Source organism: Rathayibacter sp. Leaf299 (assembly GCF_001423055.1).
GTDB lineage: Bacteria > Actinomycetota > Actinomycetes > Actinomycetales > Microbacteriaceae > Rathayibacter > Rathayibacter caricis.
The window spans coordinates 144,039-162,253 of the sequence record NZ_LMNT01000004.1; the positions used below are offsets into that span (position 1 = coordinate 144,039).

Consider the following 18,215-nt stretch of genomic DNA (forward strand, 5'->3'; position numbering starts at 1 on the left):
TCCCTGCGACGCGCCGGACGCTCCTCCGCCGCGTTTGTCAACGTCCTGCGCCGCTGCCGCAGCGGGTGCTGGGCTGGGTCGACCGACTGGAAAGGAGCCACCATGGCGAACGAGGACCTCCCCGAGCAGACCACCGGAGCCGGCTCGACCGCGGGTGCCGACCCGACCGCCGTCGACGGCGCGCAGACCACCCTGCCCGGCGAGGACGCGACCGACACCTCGATGGCGGGAGCCGCTCCCGGCGGCACCGCGATCGACCGCGGCACGTCCGATCAGGTCACCGACCTCGACAGCGGAGGCGACTCCGTCGCCGACGACGACGAGCTCCCCGACGAGACGACCGGCCCGACCACCGCCGACTGACGCGCCCGGACTCGCGGCCGGCGCACGCACCTCCGGCTCGCACAACCACGTTCGGCTCGCACAACCACGTTCGGCTCGCACAACCACGTTCGGCTCGCACAACCACGTTCGGCTCGCGGGAATCAGCGATTCCGACGAGCCGAACGCATCCCTGCGGGCCGAACGTCGCGGCCGCAACCGCAGCCGGGCCTCAGCCCCGGACGATCACCGGATTGAACAGCGTCCCGATGCCCTCGATGTCGATCGCCACGGCGTCCCCGTTCGCGATCGGCCCGATCCCGGCCGGCGTTCCGGTCAGGATGATGTCCCCCGGCAGCAGCGTGAACACCCGCGACACGTAGGCGATGATCTCGGGCACCCCGTGGATCATGTCGCCCGTGTTCCCGGACTGCACGCGGCGCCCGTTCACGCGCGTCTCCAGCGCCGCCTCGTTCCAGACGAACTCCGTCTCGATGACCGGCCCGATCGGGCAGAACGTGTCGTAGCCCTTGGCGCGCGCCCACTGGCCGTCGCTCTTCTGCAGGTCGCGGGCGGTGACGTCGTTGGCGATCGTGTACCCGAAGACTACGTCCTCGTAGTCCTCCGCGCGCACGTTCCGCGCGACGGCGCCGATCACGACCGCGAGCTCGCCCTCGTAGTCCACCTGCTGGCTGTCCTCGGGAAGCACGATCGCCTCGTCCGGACCGATCACCGACGTGTTCGGCTTGAGGAACATCAGCGGCTCCGCCGGAGCGTCGCCGCCCATCTCGGCCGCGTGGTCCGAGTAGTTCTTGCCGATGCCGACCACCTTCGAGCGCGGGATCACCGGGGCGAGGAGCTTCGCCTCCGAGATCGGGATGCGCTCCCCGGTCGTGTCGAAGCCCGCGAACATGGGGTCCCCGGCGAGCACGACCAGGTCGTCCTCGTCGACGATCCCGAAGTGGATCGCTCCCCCGTTGTCCCCCGAGCGCTGCGTGGCGAATCGTGCGATCTTCATGCGTCCAACCTCGTCATCCATCCGTGCCGGTCCTCGCGGCGTCCGTACTGGATGCCGGTCAGCTCCTCCCGCAACGACATCGTGAGCTCGCCGGCGGGCGCGTCCGCGTGCCCGACCGAGAAGCCCTCGCCCTTGAGCTCGGCGATCGGAGTGATGACCGCGGCGGTCCCGCACGCGAACACCTCCACGACGTCGCCCGACTCCACCCCGTCGCGCCACTCGTCGATGCTCACGCGACGCCGCTCGACGCGGTGCCCGCGGTCCTCCGCGAGCTGCAGCACGCTGTCGCGCGTGATGCCCTCGAGGATCGAGTCCGACTCCGGAGTGACGAGCGTGCCGTTTTTCTTGACGAGCACCACGTTCATGCCGCCGAGCTCCTCGATGTACTGCGACTCCTGCGAGTCGAGGAACAGCACCTGCGCGCAGCCGTGCCCGTAGGCCTCCTGCTGCGGCAGGAGCGACGAGGCGTAGTTGCCGCCGGTCTTGGCGGCTCCCGTGCCGCCCTTGCCCGCGCGGGCGTACGAGGTCGACAGCCAGATCGACACCGGAGCGACGCCGCCCGAGAAGTAGGCGCCGGCGGGGCTCGCGATCACGTAGTAGCCGACCTTCTCGGCCGCGCGGACACCCAGGAACGCCTCCTTCGCGAACATGAAGGGCCGCAGGTACAGGCTCGTCTCGGGCTCCGAGGGCACCCAGTCGCCGTCGACGGCGATCAACTGGCGGAGCGACTCGATGAAGTGCTCCGTCGGCAGCTCGGGCAGCGCCAGACGGCGGGCCGAGCGCTGCAGGCGCGCGGCGTTCGCCTCGGGGCGGAACGTCCAAACGGAGCCGTCCGCGTGGCGGTAGGCCTTCATCCCCTCGAAGATCTCCTGCGCGTAGTGCAGGACCGCCGCGGCCGGGTCGAGCGCGATGGGGCCGTAGGGCTGCACGCGCGGGCGGTGCCAGCCGCCGGTGCGCGACCAGCAGATGTCGACCATGTGGTCGGTGAAGAAGACGCCGAAGCCGGGGTCGGCCAGGATCCGGTCGCGCTCCTCGATCGAGCGCGGCTCGGGGTTCGGAGTCACCTGGAAGGCGAGGTCCTGGGGGGCGAGCGGGAGGGGGATGGTCATCTCGGTGTCTTTCGTCGGGAGCGTCGGGAGTGGGGGCCGGTTCAGCTCAGCCGGGCGACGACGGCGTCGCCGATCGCCGAGGTGGCGCGGGCGGAGCCGTCGCGGGACTCGATGTCGGCGGTCACCGCGGCCGTCACGCGGGCGGCCTCGTCGGGCCGGCCCAGGTGGTCCAGCAGCAGTGCCACCGAGAGGATCGCGGCGGTCGGATCGGCGAGCTGCTTCCCGGCGATGTCGGGCGCGGATCCGTGGACCGGCTCGAACATGCTGGGGAACGCGCCGTCGGGGTTGATGTTGCCCGAGGCGGCGAGGCCGATGCCGCCGCTGATCGCGCCGGCCAGATCGGTGAGGATGTCGCCGAAGAGGTTGTCGGTGACGATGACGTCGAACCTAGCAGGGTCGGTCACGAGGAAGATCGTGGCGGCGTCCACGTGGAGGTAATCGACGGCCACGTCCTCGTAGGTGGCCCCCACCTCGTCGACCAGCCGCTTCCACAGCGATCCGGAGAAGACGAGCACGTTCGTCTTGTGCACCAGCGTGAGCTTCGAGCGGCGCTTGCGGGCCAGCTCGAACGCGTGGCGCACCACCCGCTCCACCCCGTAGGCGGTGTTCACCGACACCTCGTTCGCGATCTCGTGCGGGGTGCCCTGGCGGATCGCTCCGCCGTTGCCGACGTACGGACCCTCGGTGCCCTCGCGGACGACCACGAAGTCGACGTCGCCCGGCGCGGACAGCGGCGACGGGACGCCCGGGTACACCCGGGTCGGGCGCAGGTTCACGTAGTGGTCGAGCGCGAAGCGCAGGCGCAGCAGCAGCCCGCGCTCGATGTTCGCGTCCTTCAGGCGCGGGTCGCCGGGCACGCCGCCGACGGCACCCAGGAGGATCGCGTCGTGCGCCGCGATCGCCGCGAGGTCCTCGTCGGTCAGCACGTCGCCGGTCTCGAGGAACCGGGCCGCCCCGAGCGAGAACGGCGTCTTCTCGATCACCAGGTCGGAGTCGGCGGTGACGGCGTCGAGGACCTTCACGGCCTCGGCGATCACCTCCGGTCCGATCCCGTCTCCGGGGATGACGGCGAGCTTCACGGTGCGGGGCATGGGGCATCCTCAGGCGTGCGGGGGCAGTGCGCGAGCAGTGCGGGGCAGAGACGGTCCCAGCGTACTCTCGGGCCGCTCAGCTGCGCCGCAGCCGCCAGGCCGCGACGACCGCCGCGAACAGCACCAGGCCGACGCCGATCCAGGCCGACCAGCCGACTCCCGCGTCGAACGCGGCGCCGGCCGAGGCCAGCAGGCTCGCGGCGGAGTCGGCGGGCAGCTCGCCCGCCACCGCGACCGCGCCGCCCAGGGTCTCCCCCGCGCGCTGCACCTGATCGGCGTCGAGGCCGGCGGGCAGCACGACTCCGCTGCGGTACGCCGACGTCAGCACCGTGCCCAGCGTCGCCGTCCCCAGCACCGCGCCCAGCTCGTACGCCGTCTCGGACACCGCGGACGCGGCCCCCGCCTTGTCGGCCGGCGCGTTCGCGAGCACGAGCTCGTTCGACACCGTCTCGGCCGCCCCGATGCCCAGGCCGAGGAACGCGAACGCGACGGCGACGGTCAGCGCCGTCGCGCCTCCCTCCGCCCCGCTGCCGATCGCCAGCAGCGCGTAGCCGACCGCCGAGACCACGAGCCCGGCGGGCACGACGAGCCGCGGAGTGATGCGCCGCGCGACCGGAACGACGCCGAGCCCCGCCAGGATCATCACCGCGAGCCCCGGCACGAGCACGAGCCCGGCCTGCAGCGGCGAGAGCCCGATGACCAGCTGCAGGTGCTGCGAGACGAAGAAGAGTCCGCCGACGAGCGCCACGACGCTGAGGAGGTTCACCACGATGGCCGCGCTGAACGAGCCGCGGCGGAAGAGCGACAGGTCGAGCATCGGCACCGCGCGCCGCTGCTGGCGCCGCACGAACAGCACGCCGCTCACCACGCCGACGACGAGGGCGGTCGCGGCCACCGCGTCGACGCCGTGCTCGGCCACCGACTTCACCGCGTAGACGAGGGGCGCCATGGTCGCGAGCGAGAGCAGGATGCTGACGACGTCCACGGGCCCCGGCTGCGGGTCGCGCGACTCCGGCACGAGGATCGGCGCGAGCACGACCAGCGGCAGCAGCACGGGCACCGCGAGCAGGAACACCGAGCCCCAGGGGAAGCTCTCGAGCAGCACCCCGCCGACGAGCGGACCGACCGCGGAGCCGACCGCGAACCCGGTCGCCCAGATCGCGATCGCGAGACGGCGCTGGTCGCGGTTCGGGAAGAGGCTGCGCAGGAGCGACAGCGTCGAGGGCATGAGCGTCGCGCCGAAGAGGCCCAGCGCCGCGCGGGCCGCGATGAGCGCACCGGCCGTCGGAGCGAACGCCGCGGCGATCGAGACGACGGCGAAGCCGATCGCGCCGATCACGAGCAGCTTCCGCCGGCCGACCCGGTCGCCCAGGCTGCCCATCGCCACGAGGAGGCCCGCGAGGACCAGCGGGTACGCGTCGACGATCCAGAGCAGCTCGGTGCCCGTGGGTCCGAGGTCCTCGGCGATCAGCGGCAGCGCGAAGTTCAGCACCGTGTTGTCGACCGAGACCAGCAGCACCGGCAGCATCAGCACCGCGAGGGCGAACCAGGCTCGGCGGCCGACGCGGTCCTCGGCGAGCGCGGCGGAGGTGGGCGGAACGGTGACGGGGGCGGTGCGGGCGGACACGGTGGTGCTCTCTCTCGGATCGACGTCGCGCCGGCACCGGACGGCGCGCAGCAGGCGACCCGAGGAGTATACCGTCCAGCCGGTACAGTAGCGCAAGGCCGACCGTAGGATGGGGCGCATGCCTCCCGCCTCCCCCGCTCGCGACCGCGTCCTCGACGCGTTCGAGGAGCTGCTGAACGAGCAGGGCGAGCGCGCGGCCACCCTCGACGCCGTCGCCCGCGCGGCCGGAGTCTCCAAGGGCGGCCTGCTCTACCACTTCCCCTCGAAGGACGCGCTGGTCGACGGACTCGTCGCACGGCTCGACGAGCGCCTCGCCGAGGACATCGACCGCATCCGCACGTCCGACGAGGGCGTGGTCCCGTACCTGATCCGCACCTCGTTCGCCGCCGACACCCCCTTCGACCGCACGATCCTCGCCGTCTCGCGCATCGCGCAGGGCCACGACGAGCGGGCGAGCGCCGCCCTCGCCCGGATCCACGACAGCTGGAACGACGTCGTCGTCGAGGCCGTCGGCGATCCGCTGGTCGCCCGCGCGATCGTCCTGATGAGCGACGGCCTCTACTACAACTCCGCCCTGCTGCCCACGGGCCAGCAGTCGCGCGGCGAAGCGGAGGACGTCCTCGCGGTCATCGACCGCCTCCTGGCCCCGCGCGGCGACTGAGCGCCGCGCGCACCGCGCCGACGACGGAGCCCGCCCCGCGACGGTGCGCGGGACGGGCTCGGGTCGTGCTCGGTGAGCGACGGGGCTACTGCTCCGTGATGTCGATCTCCTGCATGATGTCGGCGTCGATCGCGACGCGGACCTTCTCGAGCAGGCCCGCCGGCGCCGGCGAGTCGATGGTGATCACCGAGAGGGCCTTGCCGCCCGCCTCGGTGCGCGCGATCTGCATCCCGGCGATGTTGACGGAGGCCTCGCCGAACTCGCGCCCGTAGACCGCGACGATCCCGGGGCGGTCGACGTAGCTCATCACGACGTGGTGCTTCGCGATCGGCACCTCGACGTCGTAGCCGTTGACGGCGACGAGCTTCTCGACCTGCTTGGTGCCGGTGAGCGTGCCCGAGACCGAGATCTGCGAGCCGTCCGAGAGGGCGCCGCGCAGCGTGATCAGGTTGCGGTACTCGTCCGAGACGCCGTCGGTGATCAGGCGCACCTCGATGCCGCGCTGCTCGGCGAGGACGGGAGCGTTCACGTACGAGACCGTCTCCGACACGACGTTCGTGAAGACGCCCTTGAGCGCCGCGAGCTTGAGCACCTTGACGTCGTACGCGGCGAGCTCGCCGCGCACCTCGACGTCGATGGAGGTGACGGGAGAGTGCGCCAGGCCCGCGAAGACCTGGCCGAGCTTCTCGACCAGCGGGATGCCGGGGCGCACGTACTCGTCGATGACGCCGCCGGCGACGTTGACGGCGTCCGGCACGAGCTCGCCCGAGAGCGCGAGGCGCACCGACTTGGCGACCGAGACGCCCGCCTTCTCCTGCGCCTCGTCGGTCGACGCTCCGAGGTGCGGAGTGACGACCACGTTCTCGAGGGCGAGCAGCGGCGAGCCGACCGGCGGCTCCTTCACGAACACGTCGAGCCCGGCGCCGGCGATCGTGTTCGCGACGAGGGCGCGGTGCAGGGCGTCCTCGTCGATGAGGCCGCCGCGCGCCACGTTGACGATGTACGCGGTCGGCTTCATCAGCGCGAGCTGCTCGTCCGAGATCATCCCCGTGGTCTCGGGGGTGCGCGGCATGTGGATGGTGATGAAGTCGCTCTGCGCGAGGAGCTCATCGAGCGGCAGGAGCGTCACTCCGAGCTGCTGCGCGCGGGCGCTCGTGACGTACGGGTCGTAAGCGACGACGTCGACGCCGAAGGCCTGCAGGCGAGCGGTGATCAGCGCGCCGATGCGGCCGAGGCCGATGATGCCGACGGTCTTCTCGTAGAGCTCGGTGCCCGTGTACTTCGACCGCTTCCACAGGCCCTGCGCGAGCGCGCTGTGCGCCGCGGGGATGTGGCGGGCGAGGCTCAGGATGTGGCCCACGGTCAACTCGGCCGCCGAGATGATGTTGGAGGTCGGCGCGTTGACGACCATGACACCGGCGGCGGTCGCGGCGGTGATGTCGACGTTGTCGAGGCCCACTCCCGCGCGCGCGATCACCTTGAGCGAGGGCGCCGCGGCGATGGCCTCGGCGTCGACCTGCGTCGCCGAGCGCACGAGGATCGCGTCGGCGGTGCCGAGCGCCTCGAGCAGCGCCGGGCGGTCGGTGCCGTCCACGGAGCGGATCTCGAAGTCGGGACCGAGAGCGTCGACGGTGGCGGGCGAGAGTTCTTCGGCGATCAGGACGACCGGCTTTGTCACGAGTGCGCTTCCTTCGGGGAGGGGACGGTGCGGGCACCGGACGCGGGCGTCGCGGGAGCCCCCGCCACTGTAGCGGAGCCCCGCCGCCGGGCTCGGCCGTGTGACGCCGCGCTCCCCGCCGTGGCGACGCGCTGCTCAGCCGAGCGAGACGAGGCTCGCGAAGCCGAAGACCTGCTGCACGTCCAGCGACAGCACGGCCGAGAGGCAGAGCGCCGCGAACAGGAGCCCCGCGCGCGCGGCGACTCCTCGGCGCCGCCCGAGCAGCAGCGCGACGGTGAAGCACACGACGGGCAGCGCCAGCCCGAGCAGCAGCACCGTCCATCCGGTCGCGTTGAGATCGGTGTTCAGCCCCGCGGCGTAGGCGCGGATACCCACGAGGTTGCCGATCGCCTCCCACACGTCCCACGCGAAGAGGGCCCCGAACAGCACGGCGATCAGCGCCGAGAGCGCGAAGCGCTTCCCCCGACCCGCGCGCCGGCCGCCCAGGGTGGCCTTCGTGGCGGTCTCGTCGCTCATCCTCACGCCCCCTTCAGGAACGGCAGCGGAGCGAGCAGCACGAGTCCCGCGACCAGCCAGAGCACGCGGGTGCGCACCCGCGCGTCGCGGGTGCCGAGCAGCGTCGCGGTGAACCAGGCGACGGGAGCGGCGACGGCCAGCCACAGCCCGAGGCCGTAGAGCCCCCCGCCGACCGCGTCGCCGGCGAAGGTGCCCGCGATCGTGGCGTTCTGACGGGTGGCCGAGATCATCCACGCGATCGTGTACAGCAGGTAGACGCCGGCGGTGACCCCGGTCGCGATGAGCAGCACGGAGGAGGCGGCCGCGGCGTCGAGCTCGGACGCCTCGTCCTCCTCCGGCTCGTCCTCGCGCAGCTCCTCCGGGAGCGGCGCCTCGGTCTCGTCCTCGAGCGCCGGTCGCTCCTGGGGCGCCGAGCGGACCGCGCGGGGCGGACGCCGCCGCGTCGTCCCCGGCCCCGCCGCGAGCGTCGGGTCCTCGTCCTCGCCCGCCCAGCTGAGCGCGTCGTCGTCCCTGGCATCGATCACCCCGACACCCTAACCGCGCTCGGCTCCCAGGCGGCTCGGAGTGAGGGGTCACCGCCCGGACACCTGCTCGCCACCGCCCGGTCTCCCCCGCCCGCGATCCTCCCCGGATGGGGGAACGCACTGCGGCGGCCGGCGAGCGGCGCTACGTCGCGATCGGCGACTCCTTCACCGAGGGCGTCGGCGATCCGCATCCGCGACTGCCCAACGGAGTCAGGGGCTGGGCCGACCGCGTCGCCGACCGTCTCGCGAAGGCCGAGCCCGGCTGGGAGTACGCGAACCTCGCCATCCGCTCCAAGCGGCTCGCGCAGATCCGCGACGAGCAACTCGAGCCCGCGCTCGCGCTGCGGCCCACGCTCGTCACGCTCTACGCGGGCGGGAACGACATCCTCGACCTCGGCACCGACATGGAGGTGCTGGTCCGGCGCTACGAGAAGCTCGTCGACGACCTCGCGACCACGGGTGCCGTCCTCGTGCTCTTCACGGGCTTCGACATCCCCGGACTGCCCGCGCCGCGGATGTTCGTGCGCCGCAATCGGATCTACAACAGCGCGGTGCGCCGCATCGCCCGCGAGCGCGGCGCGGTCCTCGTCGACTACTGGCGGATGCAGGCGTTCCGCGAGCCGGTGATGTGGTCGCCCGATCGGATGCACCTCTCCCAGCGCGGCCACCGCTACCTCGCCGCCCGCGTGCTCGACACCCTCGGAGTGCCGCACTCGATCTCGGACGGACCGTGGGATCCGCCCGAGCCGCTCACTCCCCTCGAGTGGCTGCGCGACCAGCAGCGCTGGACGACGGACTGGGTGCTCCCCCTGGTCGGCCGGAAGATCCGGCGTGTCACCCTCGGCGACCACCTGGCGCCCCGCTGGCCGGACCCCGTGCGCGTCCCTCCGAAGGGCGGCCTGCGCCGCCTCGCGCGGGAGGCCGGGAGCTAGAGCCCGTCAGCTCAGCAGTGGCAGCACCAGCACCGGGAGCAGCACGGCGGCCAGCATCACGATCGGAGCCGCCCGTCCGGCGGCGGGGCTCGCCGGCGCCGCCCTCCGTGACGCCCCGGGCAGGGCCCGCCGGTCGATCGCGGCCGCTCCCCCGCGGACCGACAGCGGCCCCTCCTCGAGGTCCCCCGGCCACAGCTCGACGAGCAGGCGACGGCTCCGCGCCAGCTGCGCGTCGCCGACGCGCGCGAGGGCGATCGGCACGGCGTTCGCCTGGGAGGATCCGATGCCCGCCCCGGCCCCGGCGGCGGCGAGCACGGCGGCCGCGACGGCGAACCGCTCCTCTCCGCTGAGGAGGAGAGTCGCGAACAGGAGGAGCAGGCCGGCACCCGCCGCGGCCACGCCCGCGATCGAGAGCAGGGCGACCAGCACCGAGCGGCTCCGGAGGCCGGCCGCGGCGCTCCGCGTCCGCGCCTCGGCGCGCTCGCCGGCCGACGGTGCGAGGATCCGGGCCAGGTCCGCGGGGTCGAGGGCGTCCTCGGGCAGGCGCACGTCGAACGGCAGATCGGCGGTCCGATCCAGATCGCTCCGGTCGAAGTCCGCTGGCACGGGCCACGCCGCCGCCGTGAACCGCCGCGCAGCACGGTCGGAGTGCCGACGGAGCTGCGACGCCGTCACGACCAGCGTCGTCGCCGCGATGAGTGCGAGCGGCAGAGCCGCGAGGGTGCGCAGCAGCGGAGGAGACGACTCCAGGATCCCGCCCGACAGCAACGCCAGCGCCGCCGCGAGACCCGCTCCTGCGAGCCCGCACAGCACGACCCCCGCCGACACCCCGTACGACAGCCCGTCCCGGATCGCCGCCGCCGTCTCGTCCCACTGCCGCAGCCGCCGCGCCCGTCGCTCCATCCGCCCCACGCTACCCGCCGCCCCGAGGGAACCCCGGACGTGAGGGAACCCCGACCCGTCGAGGGATACCGCCGGAGCGGGTTCCTTCGACGGTCCGGGGTTCCCTCGGTCCGTCAGGCGTCAGTGCGTCAGCGCGCGACGCTGCCGTCGGTGTAGTCGGTGTCGGTCTGCTTCCAGGCGAACAGCTTGCGCAGCTCGCGGCCGGTCGCCTCGATCGGGTGCTGCTCGCCCTTGGCGCGCAGCTCCTGGAACTCGGGGGCTCCGGCGTCCTGGTCGGCGATGAAGCGCTTCGCGAACGCGCCGCTCTGGATGTCGCCGAGGACCGCCTGCATGTTCTGCTTGACGCTGGGGTCGATGACGCGGGGGCCCGACACGTAGTCGCCGTACTCGGCCGTGTCGGAGACCGACCAGCGCTGCTTGGCGATGCCGCCCTCCCACATCAGGTCGACGATCAGCTTGAGCTCGTGGAGCACCTCGAAGTAGGCGATCTCGGGCTGGTAGCCGGCCTCGACGAGGGTCTCGAAGCCGTACTGGACGAGCTGCGAGGTGCCGCCGCAGAGCACGGCCTGCTCACCGAACAGGTCGGTCTCGGTCTCCTCGGTGAAGGTCGTCTTGATGACGCCCGCGCGGGTTCCTCCGATGGCCTTCGCGTACGACTTCGCGGTCTCCCAGGCGGTGCCGGTAGCGTCGTTCTCGACGGCGATGATGTCCGGGATGCCGCGGCCGGCGACGAACTCGCGGCGCACGGTGTGGCCGGGGGCCTTCGGCGCGATCAGGATCACGTCGACGCCCGCGGGGGCCTCGATGTAGCCGAAGCGGATGTTGAAGCCGTGCGCGAAGGCGAGCGTCTTGCCCTCGGTCAGCTTGTCGGCGATCTGCTCGCTGTAGATCGCGCGCTGGTGCTGGTCCGGCGCGAGGATCATGATCAGGTCGGCCCAGTCGGCGGCGTCGGCGACGCTCTTGACCTCGAAGCCGTCGTCCTCGGCCTTGGCGGTCGACTTCGACCCGTCCTTGAGCGCGATGACGACCTGGACGCCGGAGTCGCGGAGGTTCTGCGCGTGGGCGTGGCCCTGCGAGCCGTAGCCGACGATGGCGACCTTCTTGGCCTGGATGATCGAGAGATCGGCGTCGGTGTCGTAGATGAGCTCGGTCACGTGGTGTGTCCTTTTCTGTTGAGGAGTGGTCGCGGTCAGTTCTTGAAGACGCGCTCGGTGATCGACTTCGAGCCGCGCCCGATGGCGAGCAGGCCCGACTGCGCGATCTCCTTGATGCCGTAGGGCTCGATGACCCGCAGGAAGGCGTTGGTCTTCCCGGAGTCGCCCGTCACCTCGATGACGAGGGCGTCGGTCGCGACGTCGACCACGCGCGCGCGGAAGAGGTTCACGGCCTCGAGCACCTGCGAGCGGGTGACGTTGTCGACGCGCACCTTCACGAGCAGGTGCTCGCGGTGCACCGACTGGTCGGGGTCGAGCTCGACGATCTTGATCACGTTGACGAGCTTGTTGAGCTGCTTCGTGACCTGCTCGAGCGGGAGGTCCTCGACGTCGACGGCGACCGTGATGCGCGACAGTCCGTCGAGCTCGGTCGGACCCACGGCGAGGGACTCGATGTTGAAGCCGCGTCGGGCGAAGAGCCCGGCGACACGGGTGAGCAGTCCCGGCTTGTCCTCGACGAGCAGGGAGAGAACGTGGTGCGTCATGCGGTCTACTCCTCGTCGTCCCAGGTCGGGCTGTGGTCTCTGGCGTACTGGACGTAGCTGTTCGAGACGCCCTGGGGCACCATCGGCCACACCATCGAGTCGCGGCTGACCACGAAGTCGATGACCACGGGGCGGTCGTTCGTCGCGATCGCGAGGCGGATCGCGTCGTCGATCTCCTCGGGCTTCGTGACCCGGATGCCGAGCGCGCCGTACGCGTCGGCCAGCTTCACGAAGTCGGGCACCCGCACGGTGTCGTGTCCCGTGTTGAGGTCGGTGTTGGAGTAGCGGCCCTCGTAGAAGAGGGTCTGCCACTGCCGCACCATGCCGAGCGAGGAGTTGTTGATCACCGCGACCTTGATCGGGATGTCGTTGATCGTGCAGGTGGCGAGCTCCTGATTGGTCATCTGGAAGCAGCCGTCGCCGTCGATCGCCCACACGACGCGCTCGGGCTCGCCGACCTTGGCGCCCATGGCGGCCGGGACTGAGTAGCCCATGGTGCCGGCGCCGCCCGAGTTCAGCCACGAGTTGGGGCGCTCGTACTTGATGAACTGCGCGGCCCACATCTGGTGCTGGCCGACTCCGGAGGCGAAGACGCCCTCGGGACCGGTGATCTCGCCGATGCGCTTGATCACGTACTGCGGCGAGAGCTGGCCGTCGGCCGGCTCCGTGTAGCCGAGCGGGAACTCCTCCTGGAGGCCCTTGAGGTAGGACCACCACTCGGAGGTGTCGGGAGCGCCGCCGTCGATCACCTTGGCGTAGGCGTCGGTGAGGTCGGGCAGCACATCCTTGAGGTCTCCCACGATCGGCACGTCGGCGGTGCGGATCTTGGAGATCTCGGCGGGGTCGATGTCGACGTGCACGACCTTGGCGTGTGGGGCGAAGAGCGCCGCCTTGCCGGTCACGCGGTCGTCGAAGCGCGAGCCGAGCGCGAGGATCAGGTCGGCCTCCTGCAGCGCCAGCACCGCGGGGACGGTGCCGTGCATGCCGGGCATGCCGAGGTGCTGCTCGTGCGAGTCCGGGAACGCGCCGCGGGCCATCAGCGTGGTGACCACCGGTGCGCCGGACGTCTCGGCGAACGCGAGGAGCTCGGCGGAGGCGCGCGCGCGGATGATGCCGCCGCCCACGTACAGCACCGGCTTCTTCGACTCGGCCAGCAGCTGCGCCGCGGCCTGGATCTGCTTGCCGTGCGCCTTGGTGACCGGGCGGTAGCCGGGCAGGTCGATCTTCGGCGGCCAGAGGAACGGCGCCTCGTTCTGCTGCGCGTCCTTCGTGATGTCGACGAGCACGGGGCCGGGACGGCCGGTCGTGGCGATGAGGGCGGCGGAGGCGAGCGCCTGCGGGATGTCCTCGGGGCGGGTGACGAGGATCGAGTGCTTCGTGATCGGCATGGTGATGCCGACGATGTCCGCCTCCTGGAAGGCGTCGGTGCCCATCAGCGTCGAGAAGACCTGACCGGTGATCGCGAGCATCGGGACGGAGTCCATGTAGGCGTCCGCGATCGCCGTGACGAGGTTCGTCGCTCCGGGGCCGGACGTCGCGATGCAGACGCCGAGCTTGCCGGTCGCCGAGGCGTAGCCCTCGGCGGCGTGGCCGGCGCCCTGCTCGTGGCGGACCAGGATGTGGCGGATCTTCGACGAGTCCATCAGCGGGTCGTAGACCGGGAGGATCGCGCCGCCGGGCAGGCCGAAGACGTCCTCGATCCCGAGCATCTCGAGCGAGCGGACGACCGCCTGCGCTCCGGTGAGGGTCTCGACCGCGGGGGCCGGGGCCGCTGCGGACGCGGCGGGGCGGGGTGGCTGGGGCGTGGGTGCGGGATGCACGGCGGACGGGTCCGGGGTCATGCGGGTGTCGTTTCCTTCGAGAGGGAGTGCGGCGGCGGGCCCGGGACCGCGAGGTCCTGGACGCGGGAGGCGCGAGTGCGCGGCCGGCGGGAGCGGGCCGGGGTCACCCGGTGGTGGCGCCCACGGCCGCCGAGCGCACGAGCTTGGCGTACTTGGCGAGGACACCGCGGGTGTAGCGCGGAGGAAGGGGGGCCCAGCCTTCTCGGCGGGCGGCGAGCTCGGAGTCGTCGACAAGTAGGTCGATCGAGCGAGCGGCGATGTCGACCCGAATCGGGTCCCCATCGCGCACGAATGCGATGGGACCTGCGTCCACCGATTCGGGTGCTATGTGTCCGATGCACAGGCCGGTTGTGCCGCCTGAGAATCGTCCGTCGGTCAAGAGTAGTACATCTTTTCCGAGGCCCGCGCCCTTGATGGCGGCGGTGATGGCGAGCATCTCGCGCATCCCCGGGCCGCCCTTCGGTCCCTCGTAGCGGATGACCACCACGTCGCCCTTCTCGATCTCGCCGTTCGTCAGGGCGTCCATCGCGGCGCGCTCGCGCTCGAAGACGCGCGCGGGGCCCTCGAACACGGACGCGTCGAAGCCGGCCGTCTTGACGACCGCGCCCTCGGGGGCGAGCGAGCCCTTGAGGATCGTGAGGCCGCCGGTCGCGTGGATCGGGTTGTCGAGCGTGCGGATGACCTCGCCGTCCAGCGGCGCGATGTCCATCGCCGCGAGGTTCTCGGCGACCGTCTTGCCGGTGACCGTCAGGCAGTCGCCGTGCAGGAGGCCGGCGTCCAGCAGCGCCTTCATGACGGCGGGGACGCCGCCGTGGCGGTCCACGTCGTTCATGACGTACTTGCCGAAGGGCTTGAGGTCGCCGATGTGCGGGATCGTGTCGCCGATGCGGTTGAAATCGTCGATCGTGAGGTCGACCTCGGCCTCGTTGGCGATCGCGAGCAGGTGCAGGATGACGTTGGTGGATCCGCCGAAGGCCATCGCGACGGCGATCGCGTTCTCGAACGCCTCCTTCGTCAGGATGTCGCGCGCGGTGGTGCCGTTGCGCAGCAGCTCCACGACGGCCTCGCCGGACTTGCGGGCGAAGTAGTCGCGGCGGCGGTCGGCCGCAGCGGGCGAGGCCGAGCCGGGCAGGCTCATCCCGAGCGCCTCGGCGACGCTGGCCATGGTGTTCGCGGTGTACATGCCGCCGCACGAGCCCTCGCCCGGGGCGAAGGCGCACTCGATGCGCTTGGCGTCCTCCTCGGACATGATCCCGGCCTTGACGCCGCCGACCGCCTCGAAGGAGTCGATGATCGTGATGTCCTTCTCGGTGCCGTCCGAGAGCTTGACCCAGCCCGGAGCGATCGATCCGGCGTAGACGAAGACGGCGGCGAGGTCGAGTCGCCCGGCGGCCATCAGCATGCCGGGCAGCGACTTGTCGCAGCCGGCGAGCATGACGGTGCCGTCGAGGCGCTCGGCCATCATCACGGTCTCGACGGAGTCGGCGATGACCTCGCGCGAGACGAGCGAGAAGTGCATGCCCTCGTGGCCCATCGAGATGCCGTCCGACACCGAGACGGTGCCGAACTGCAGCGGGTACCCGCCGCCCGAGTGCACGCCCTCCTTCGCGGAGCGCGCGAGGCGCTCGAGGGAGAGGTTGCAGGGGGTGATCTCGTTCCAGGAGGAGGCGATCCCGATCTGGGGCTTCTCCCAGTCGTCGTCGCCCATTCCGACGGCGCGGAGCATCCCGCGGGACGTCGTGGCCTCGATGCCGTCCGTGACGGTGCGCGAACGAGGCTTCCAATCGATTTCCGGCATGTGACGAGGCTACCGCCTCGCGACCCCTGCTCCGGCGCTCCCGAGCGCCCCGATCACGCTCCTCGTCAGGCCGGGGCGCCGCGGAACTCCGCCAGCAGGGAGAGCACGTGCGCGACCTGCTCCGGGCCCCGCACGCGGTACGCCGCGGAGGTGGTGCCCGGCCCGCTCTTCACGCCCACGTCACCCGCGCGCATCACGGCGAAGGCGTCCTCGTCGGTCACGTCGTCGCCCGCGTAGAGCACCGCGGTGGCGCCGGTGTAGCGGCGCAGGTGCTCGACGGCCTCGCCCTTGGTCGTGGAGCGCACCGAGAACTCGAGCACGTTCTTTCCCTCGCGCACGTGGACGCCCGCGACCTCGGCGCGCGCCTCCGACAGGGCGACGACGTGCGCGACCCTGCTGTGCTTGTCGGTGGCGAGACGGGTGTGCAGGGCGAAGCCGGCCGGCTTGTCCTCGATCCACACGTTGTCGATCCCGCGGGCGATGCCCTTGAGCACGCCCTCGAGCCGGTCGACCTTGGCGAGCTCGACGGGGTTCAGGCGCACGGCGTCCTCGTCGGGGTCGAGCCGGATCTCCACTCCGTGGGAGCCCACGAGCAGGGCCTCGTCGGGGAGCTGCGACACCTCCTCCAGGCTCTCGAGCGCGCGACCCGAGACGAGCGCGACACGGGTGCCGGGCAGGCCCAGGAGGCGCAGCACGGCCTCGCGCGCCTCGGGCAGGGCGCGGGCGCGCGCGGGGTCGTCGACCTCCGGGGCGAGGGTGCCGTCGAAGTCGAGGGCGACGAGCAGCCGCCCGGTCGCCGCCAACTCGCGCAGGGCGAGGACGAGGCGGTCGGGGACGCCGGGGAGGTGCGGGTCGACGGGCGAGGGGGTGACGGTGCTCATCGCGCCTCCGCCTCCTTGCCGCGCTCGGAGTCCTCGCGGTGCTCGGCCTCCTGGCCGACCGGGGCCTCCTGGCCGCGCGCCGCCGGCCGCACGTCGAGCTGCTGGCCCGCGGCGTGCTCGGTGAGCGCCGAGAGGAAGCTCTCGGACCAGCGCGCGACGTCGTTCTCGAGGACCCGACGGCGCAGGGCCCGCATCCGCCGCGTCTTCTCGGCCCGCGGCATGCGCGCGGCGGCCTCCATCGCGTCCTTCAGCCCCGAGATGTCGTGGGGGTTGATCTGCACCGCCTGCTTCAGCTCGTCGGCCGCTCCGGTGAACTCGCTCAGCACCAGCACGCCGTCGTTGTCGAAGCGCGAGGCGACGTACTCCTTGGCGACGAGGTTCATCCCGTCGCGCAGCGCGGTGACGAGCATCACGTCGGCGGCGAGGTAGAGGGCCACCATCTCCTCGCGGGGGTAGCCGTGGTGGAGGTAGCTGATCGCCGGGTGCCCGATCCGGCCGTAGTCGCCGTTGATCCGGCCGACCTGCAGCTCGATGTCGTCGCGCAGCTGGCGGTAGGTGTCGACGCGCTCGCGGCTCGGGCTGGCGACCTGCACGAGCACGGCGTCGGCGGTGCTGAGGCGGCCGTCGGCGAGGAGCTCGCCGAACGCCTTCAGGCGGTGCCCGATGCCCTTGGTGTAGTCGAGCCGGTCGACGCCGAGCATGATCACCTCGGGGTTGCCGAGCTCGTCGCGGATCTCCTTCGCGCGCGCTTGGATCTCGGGCGTGCGGGCCATCTCCTCGAAGAAGGCCGAATCGATCGAGATCGGGAAGTGCCGGGCGACCACGGGCCGCACGCTCGCCCCCCGGCGGGAGCGGTTGACGCGCCGGGTGCCGCCGGCGGCCTCGTCCTCGACCGGGACCTCGACGACGGTGCTGCGGGTGTCGTAGCCGAGCAGTCGCCGCACCGCCCGGAGGAAGCTGCCCGCATCGCCCTGGCGCTGGAAGCCGATGACGTCGGCGCCCAGCAGGCCCTCGACGATCTGCTTGCGCCACGGCAGCTGGGCGAAGATCCCGTACGGCGGGAACGGGATGTGGTTGAAGAAGCCGATCGTGACGTCGGGTCGGAGCTCGCGGAGCATCTTGGGCACGAGCTGCAGCTGGTAGTCCTGCACCCAGACCACGCCGTTCTCCTCCGTCACCGCGGCGGCGGCTTCGGCGAAGCGCCGGTTGACCCGCACGTAGGCGTCCCACCAGTCGCGGTGGTAGGTGGGGGGCGCGATGACGTCGTGGTAGAGCGGCCAGAGCGTGTCGTTCGAGAAGCCCTCGTAGTAGTCCTCGAGCTCCTGGGCGCTGAGGGCGACGGGCACGATGAGCACGCCGTCGTTCTCGAACGGAGCGACGACCTCGTCGGCGACTCCCGGCCAGCCCACCCAGGCGCCCTCGTTCGCCCGCATGACGGGCTCGAGCGCGGTCACCAGGCCGCCGGGGGACGTCTTCCACGAGGCGGTGCCGTCCTCGGCCGTCACACGGTCGACGGGGAGCCGGTTGGACACCACCACGAACGCGTTGCGCGGCGCCGGAGCACCGTCCTGGAGGTCGGGAACTGCGTGCTCGGAGATGGTGTACCCCTCGTCGAA

General features: G+C 71.9%; 17 protein-coding genes. 3 read left to right on the forward strand and 14 right to left on the reverse strand.

Annotated features, from left to right (window positions below; all coding sequences use genetic code 11):
* Nucleotides 1-102: 102 nt before the first annotated feature.
* Nucleotides 103-363: a hypothetical protein gene (locus ASF48_RS15130; RefSeq protein WP_055793543.1), complete on the forward strand. Its 261-nt coding sequence runs from the start codon at nt 103-105 to the stop codon at nt 361-363.
* Nucleotides 364-553: 190 nt separating this feature from the next.
* On the opposite strand, the gene ASF48_RS15135 is transcribed toward ASF48_RS15130, so the two are convergent.
* From ASF48_RS15135 to ASF48_RS15150, 4 genes are all read right to left on the reverse strand, one after another.
* Nucleotides 554-1,339 (reverse strand): fumarylacetoacetate hydrolase family protein, encoded by a 786-nt coding sequence (locus tag ASF48_RS15135; protein ID WP_055793545.1) that lies wholly within the window; start codon nt 1,337-1,339, stop codon nt 554-556.
* Entirely contained in the window at nt 1,336-2,448 is a 1,113-nt protein-coding gene (locus ASF48_RS15140; RefSeq protein WP_055793547.1) for a branched-chain amino acid aminotransferase, read from the reverse strand. The genes ASF48_RS15135 and ASF48_RS15140 overlap by 4 nt, the downstream gene beginning before the upstream one ends.
* Nucleotides 2,449-2,489: 41 nt before the next feature.
* Complete coding sequence (locus ASF48_RS15145; RefSeq protein ID WP_055793549.1) at nt 2,490-3,539, reverse strand: 3-isopropylmalate dehydrogenase; 1,050 nt, start codon at nt 3,537-3,539, stop codon at nt 2,490-2,492.
* Between the two features lie 76 nt (nt 3,540-3,615).
* Nucleotides 3,616-5,166 carry an MFS transporter gene (locus tag ASF48_RS15150; RefSeq protein ID WP_055793550.1) on the reverse strand — a complete coding sequence of 517 codons (1,551 nt, stop codon included), beginning with the start codon at nt 5,164-5,166 and terminating at the stop codon, nt 3,616-3,618.
* A gap of 118 nt (nt 5,167-5,284) precedes the next feature.
* Here ASF48_RS15150 and ASF48_RS15155 point away from each other — a divergent pair, with 118 nt between their 5' ends.
* Entirely contained in the window at nt 5,285-5,827 is a 543-nt protein-coding gene (locus tag ASF48_RS15155) for a TetR/AcrR family transcriptional regulator (protein ID WP_055793552.1), read from the forward strand.
* Nucleotides 5,828-5,912: 85 nt separating this feature from the next.
* Here the strand turns inward: ASF48_RS15155 and serA are convergent, their stop codons facing one another.
* From serA to ASF48_RS15170, 3 genes are all read right to left on the reverse strand, one after another.
* The gene (gene serA, locus ASF48_RS15160; protein WP_055793554.1) at nt 5,913-7,505 is read right to left on the reverse strand and encodes a phosphoglycerate dehydrogenase; all 1,593 of its coding nucleotides are present in this window, start codon (nt 7,503-7,505) and stop codon (nt 5,913-5,915) included.
* A gap of 135 nt (nt 7,506-7,640) precedes the next feature.
* The gene (locus tag ASF48_RS19465; RefSeq protein WP_055793557.1) at nt 7,641-8,021 is read right to left on the reverse strand and encodes a hypothetical protein; all 381 of its coding nucleotides are present in this window, start codon (nt 8,019-8,021) and stop codon (nt 7,641-7,643) included.
* Between the two features lie 2 nt (nt 8,022-8,023).
* The gene (locus ASF48_RS15170; protein ID WP_055793559.1) at nt 8,024-8,545 is read right to left on the reverse strand and encodes a hypothetical protein; all 522 of its coding nucleotides are present in this window, start codon (nt 8,543-8,545) and stop codon (nt 8,024-8,026) included.
* A 107-nt stretch (nt 8,546-8,652) separates the two neighbouring features.
* Between ASF48_RS15170 and ASF48_RS15175 the strand changes: the two genes are divergently transcribed.
* Complete coding sequence (locus ASF48_RS15175) at nt 8,653-9,477, forward strand: SGNH/GDSL hydrolase family protein (RefSeq protein WP_055793560.1); 825 nt, start codon at nt 8,653-8,655, stop codon at nt 9,475-9,477.
* Nucleotides 9,478-9,483: 6 nt separating this feature from the next.
* On the opposite strand, the gene ASF48_RS15180 is transcribed toward ASF48_RS15175, so the two are convergent.
* The 7 genes from ASF48_RS15180 to ASF48_RS15210 form a co-directional block, all read right to left on the reverse strand.
* A complete protein-coding gene (locus ASF48_RS15180) occupies nt 9,484-10,380 on the reverse strand; it encodes a hypothetical protein (RefSeq protein WP_055793562.1) in 897 nt (298 codons plus the stop codon).
* A 128-nt stretch (nt 10,381-10,508) separates the two neighbouring features.
* Nucleotides 10,509-11,534: a ketol-acid reductoisomerase gene (gene ilvC / locus ASF48_RS15185; protein ID WP_055793564.1), complete on the reverse strand. Its 1,026-nt coding sequence runs from the start codon at nt 11,532-11,534 to the stop codon at nt 10,509-10,511.
* A 35-nt stretch (nt 11,535-11,569) separates the two neighbouring features.
* A complete protein-coding gene (gene ilvN, locus ASF48_RS15190; RefSeq protein ID WP_055793566.1) occupies nt 11,570-12,079 on the reverse strand; it encodes an acetolactate synthase small subunit in 510 nt (169 codons plus the stop codon).
* A gap of 5 nt (nt 12,080-12,084) precedes the next feature.
* A complete protein-coding gene (locus ASF48_RS15195; RefSeq protein WP_055793568.1) occupies nt 12,085-13,920 on the reverse strand; it encodes an acetolactate synthase large subunit in 1,836 nt (611 codons plus the stop codon).
* Nucleotides 13,921-14,023: 103 nt separating this feature from the next.
* Nucleotides 14,024-15,718, reverse strand: coding sequence for a dihydroxy-acid dehydratase (gene ilvD, locus ASF48_RS15200; protein WP_055793570.1), 1,695 nt, complete (start codon nt 15,716-15,718; stop codon nt 14,024-14,026).
* 65 nt (nt 15,719-15,783) lie between these two features.
* Nucleotides 15,784-16,599, reverse strand: coding sequence for a trehalose-phosphatase (otsB, locus tag ASF48_RS15205; protein ID WP_055793572.1), 816 nt, complete (start codon nt 16,597-16,599; stop codon nt 15,784-15,786).
* Nucleotides 16,596-18,131 (reverse strand): alpha,alpha-trehalose-phosphate synthase (UDP-forming), encoded by a 1,536-nt coding sequence (locus tag ASF48_RS15210; protein WP_055793923.1) that lies wholly within the window; start codon nt 18,129-18,131, stop codon nt 16,596-16,598. The genes otsB and ASF48_RS15210 overlap by 4 nt, the downstream gene beginning before the upstream one ends.
* Between the last annotated feature and the right edge of the window lie 84 nt (nt 18,132-18,215).

Excerpts from the sequence above, each read along its gene's own strand:
- ASF48_RS15130 (WP_055793543.1), top strand. The coding sequence starts at position 103 with ATGGCGAACGAGGACCTCCCCGAGCAGACCACCGGAGCCGGCTCGACC.
- ASF48_RS15135 (WP_055793545.1), bottom strand. The coding sequence starts at position 1,339 with ATGAAGATCGCACGATTCGCCACGCAGCGCTCGGGGGACAACGGGGGA.
- ASF48_RS15140 (WP_055793547.1), bottom strand. The coding sequence starts at position 2,448 with ATGACCATCCCCCTCCCGCTCGCCCCCCAGGACCTCGCCTTCCAGGTG.
- ASF48_RS15145 (WP_055793549.1), bottom strand. The coding sequence starts at position 3,539 with ATGCCCCGCACCGTGAAGCTCGCCGTCATCCCCGGAGACGGGATCGGA.
- ASF48_RS15155 (WP_055793552.1), top strand. The coding sequence starts at position 5,285 with ATGCCTCCCGCCTCCCCCGCTCGCGACCGCGTCCTCGACGCGTTCGAG.
- ASF48_RS19465 (WP_055793557.1), bottom strand. The coding sequence starts at position 8,021 with ATGAGCGACGAGACCGCCACGAAGGCCACCCTGGGCGGCCGGCGCGCG.
- ASF48_RS15175 (WP_055793560.1), top strand. The coding sequence starts at position 8,653 with ATGGGGGAACGCACTGCGGCGGCCGGCGAGCGGCGCTACGTCGCGATC.
- ASF48_RS15180 (WP_055793562.1), bottom strand. The coding sequence starts at position 10,380 with ATGGAGCGACGGGCGCGGCGGCTGCGGCAGTGGGACGAGACGGCGGCG.
- ilvN (WP_055793566.1), bottom strand. The coding sequence starts at position 12,079 with ATGACGCACCACGTTCTCTCCCTGCTCGTCGAGGACAAGCCGGGACTG.
- ASF48_RS15195 (WP_055793568.1), bottom strand. The coding sequence starts at position 13,920 with ATGACCCCGGACCCGTCCGCCGTGCATCCCGCACCCACGCCCCAGCCA.
- ilvD (WP_055793570.1), bottom strand. The coding sequence starts at position 15,718 with ATGCCGGAAATCGATTGGAAGCCTCGTTCGCGCACCGTCACGGACGGC.
- otsB (WP_055793572.1), bottom strand. The coding sequence starts at position 16,599 with ATGAGCACCGTCACCCCCTCGCCCGTCGACCCGCACCTCCCCGGCGTC.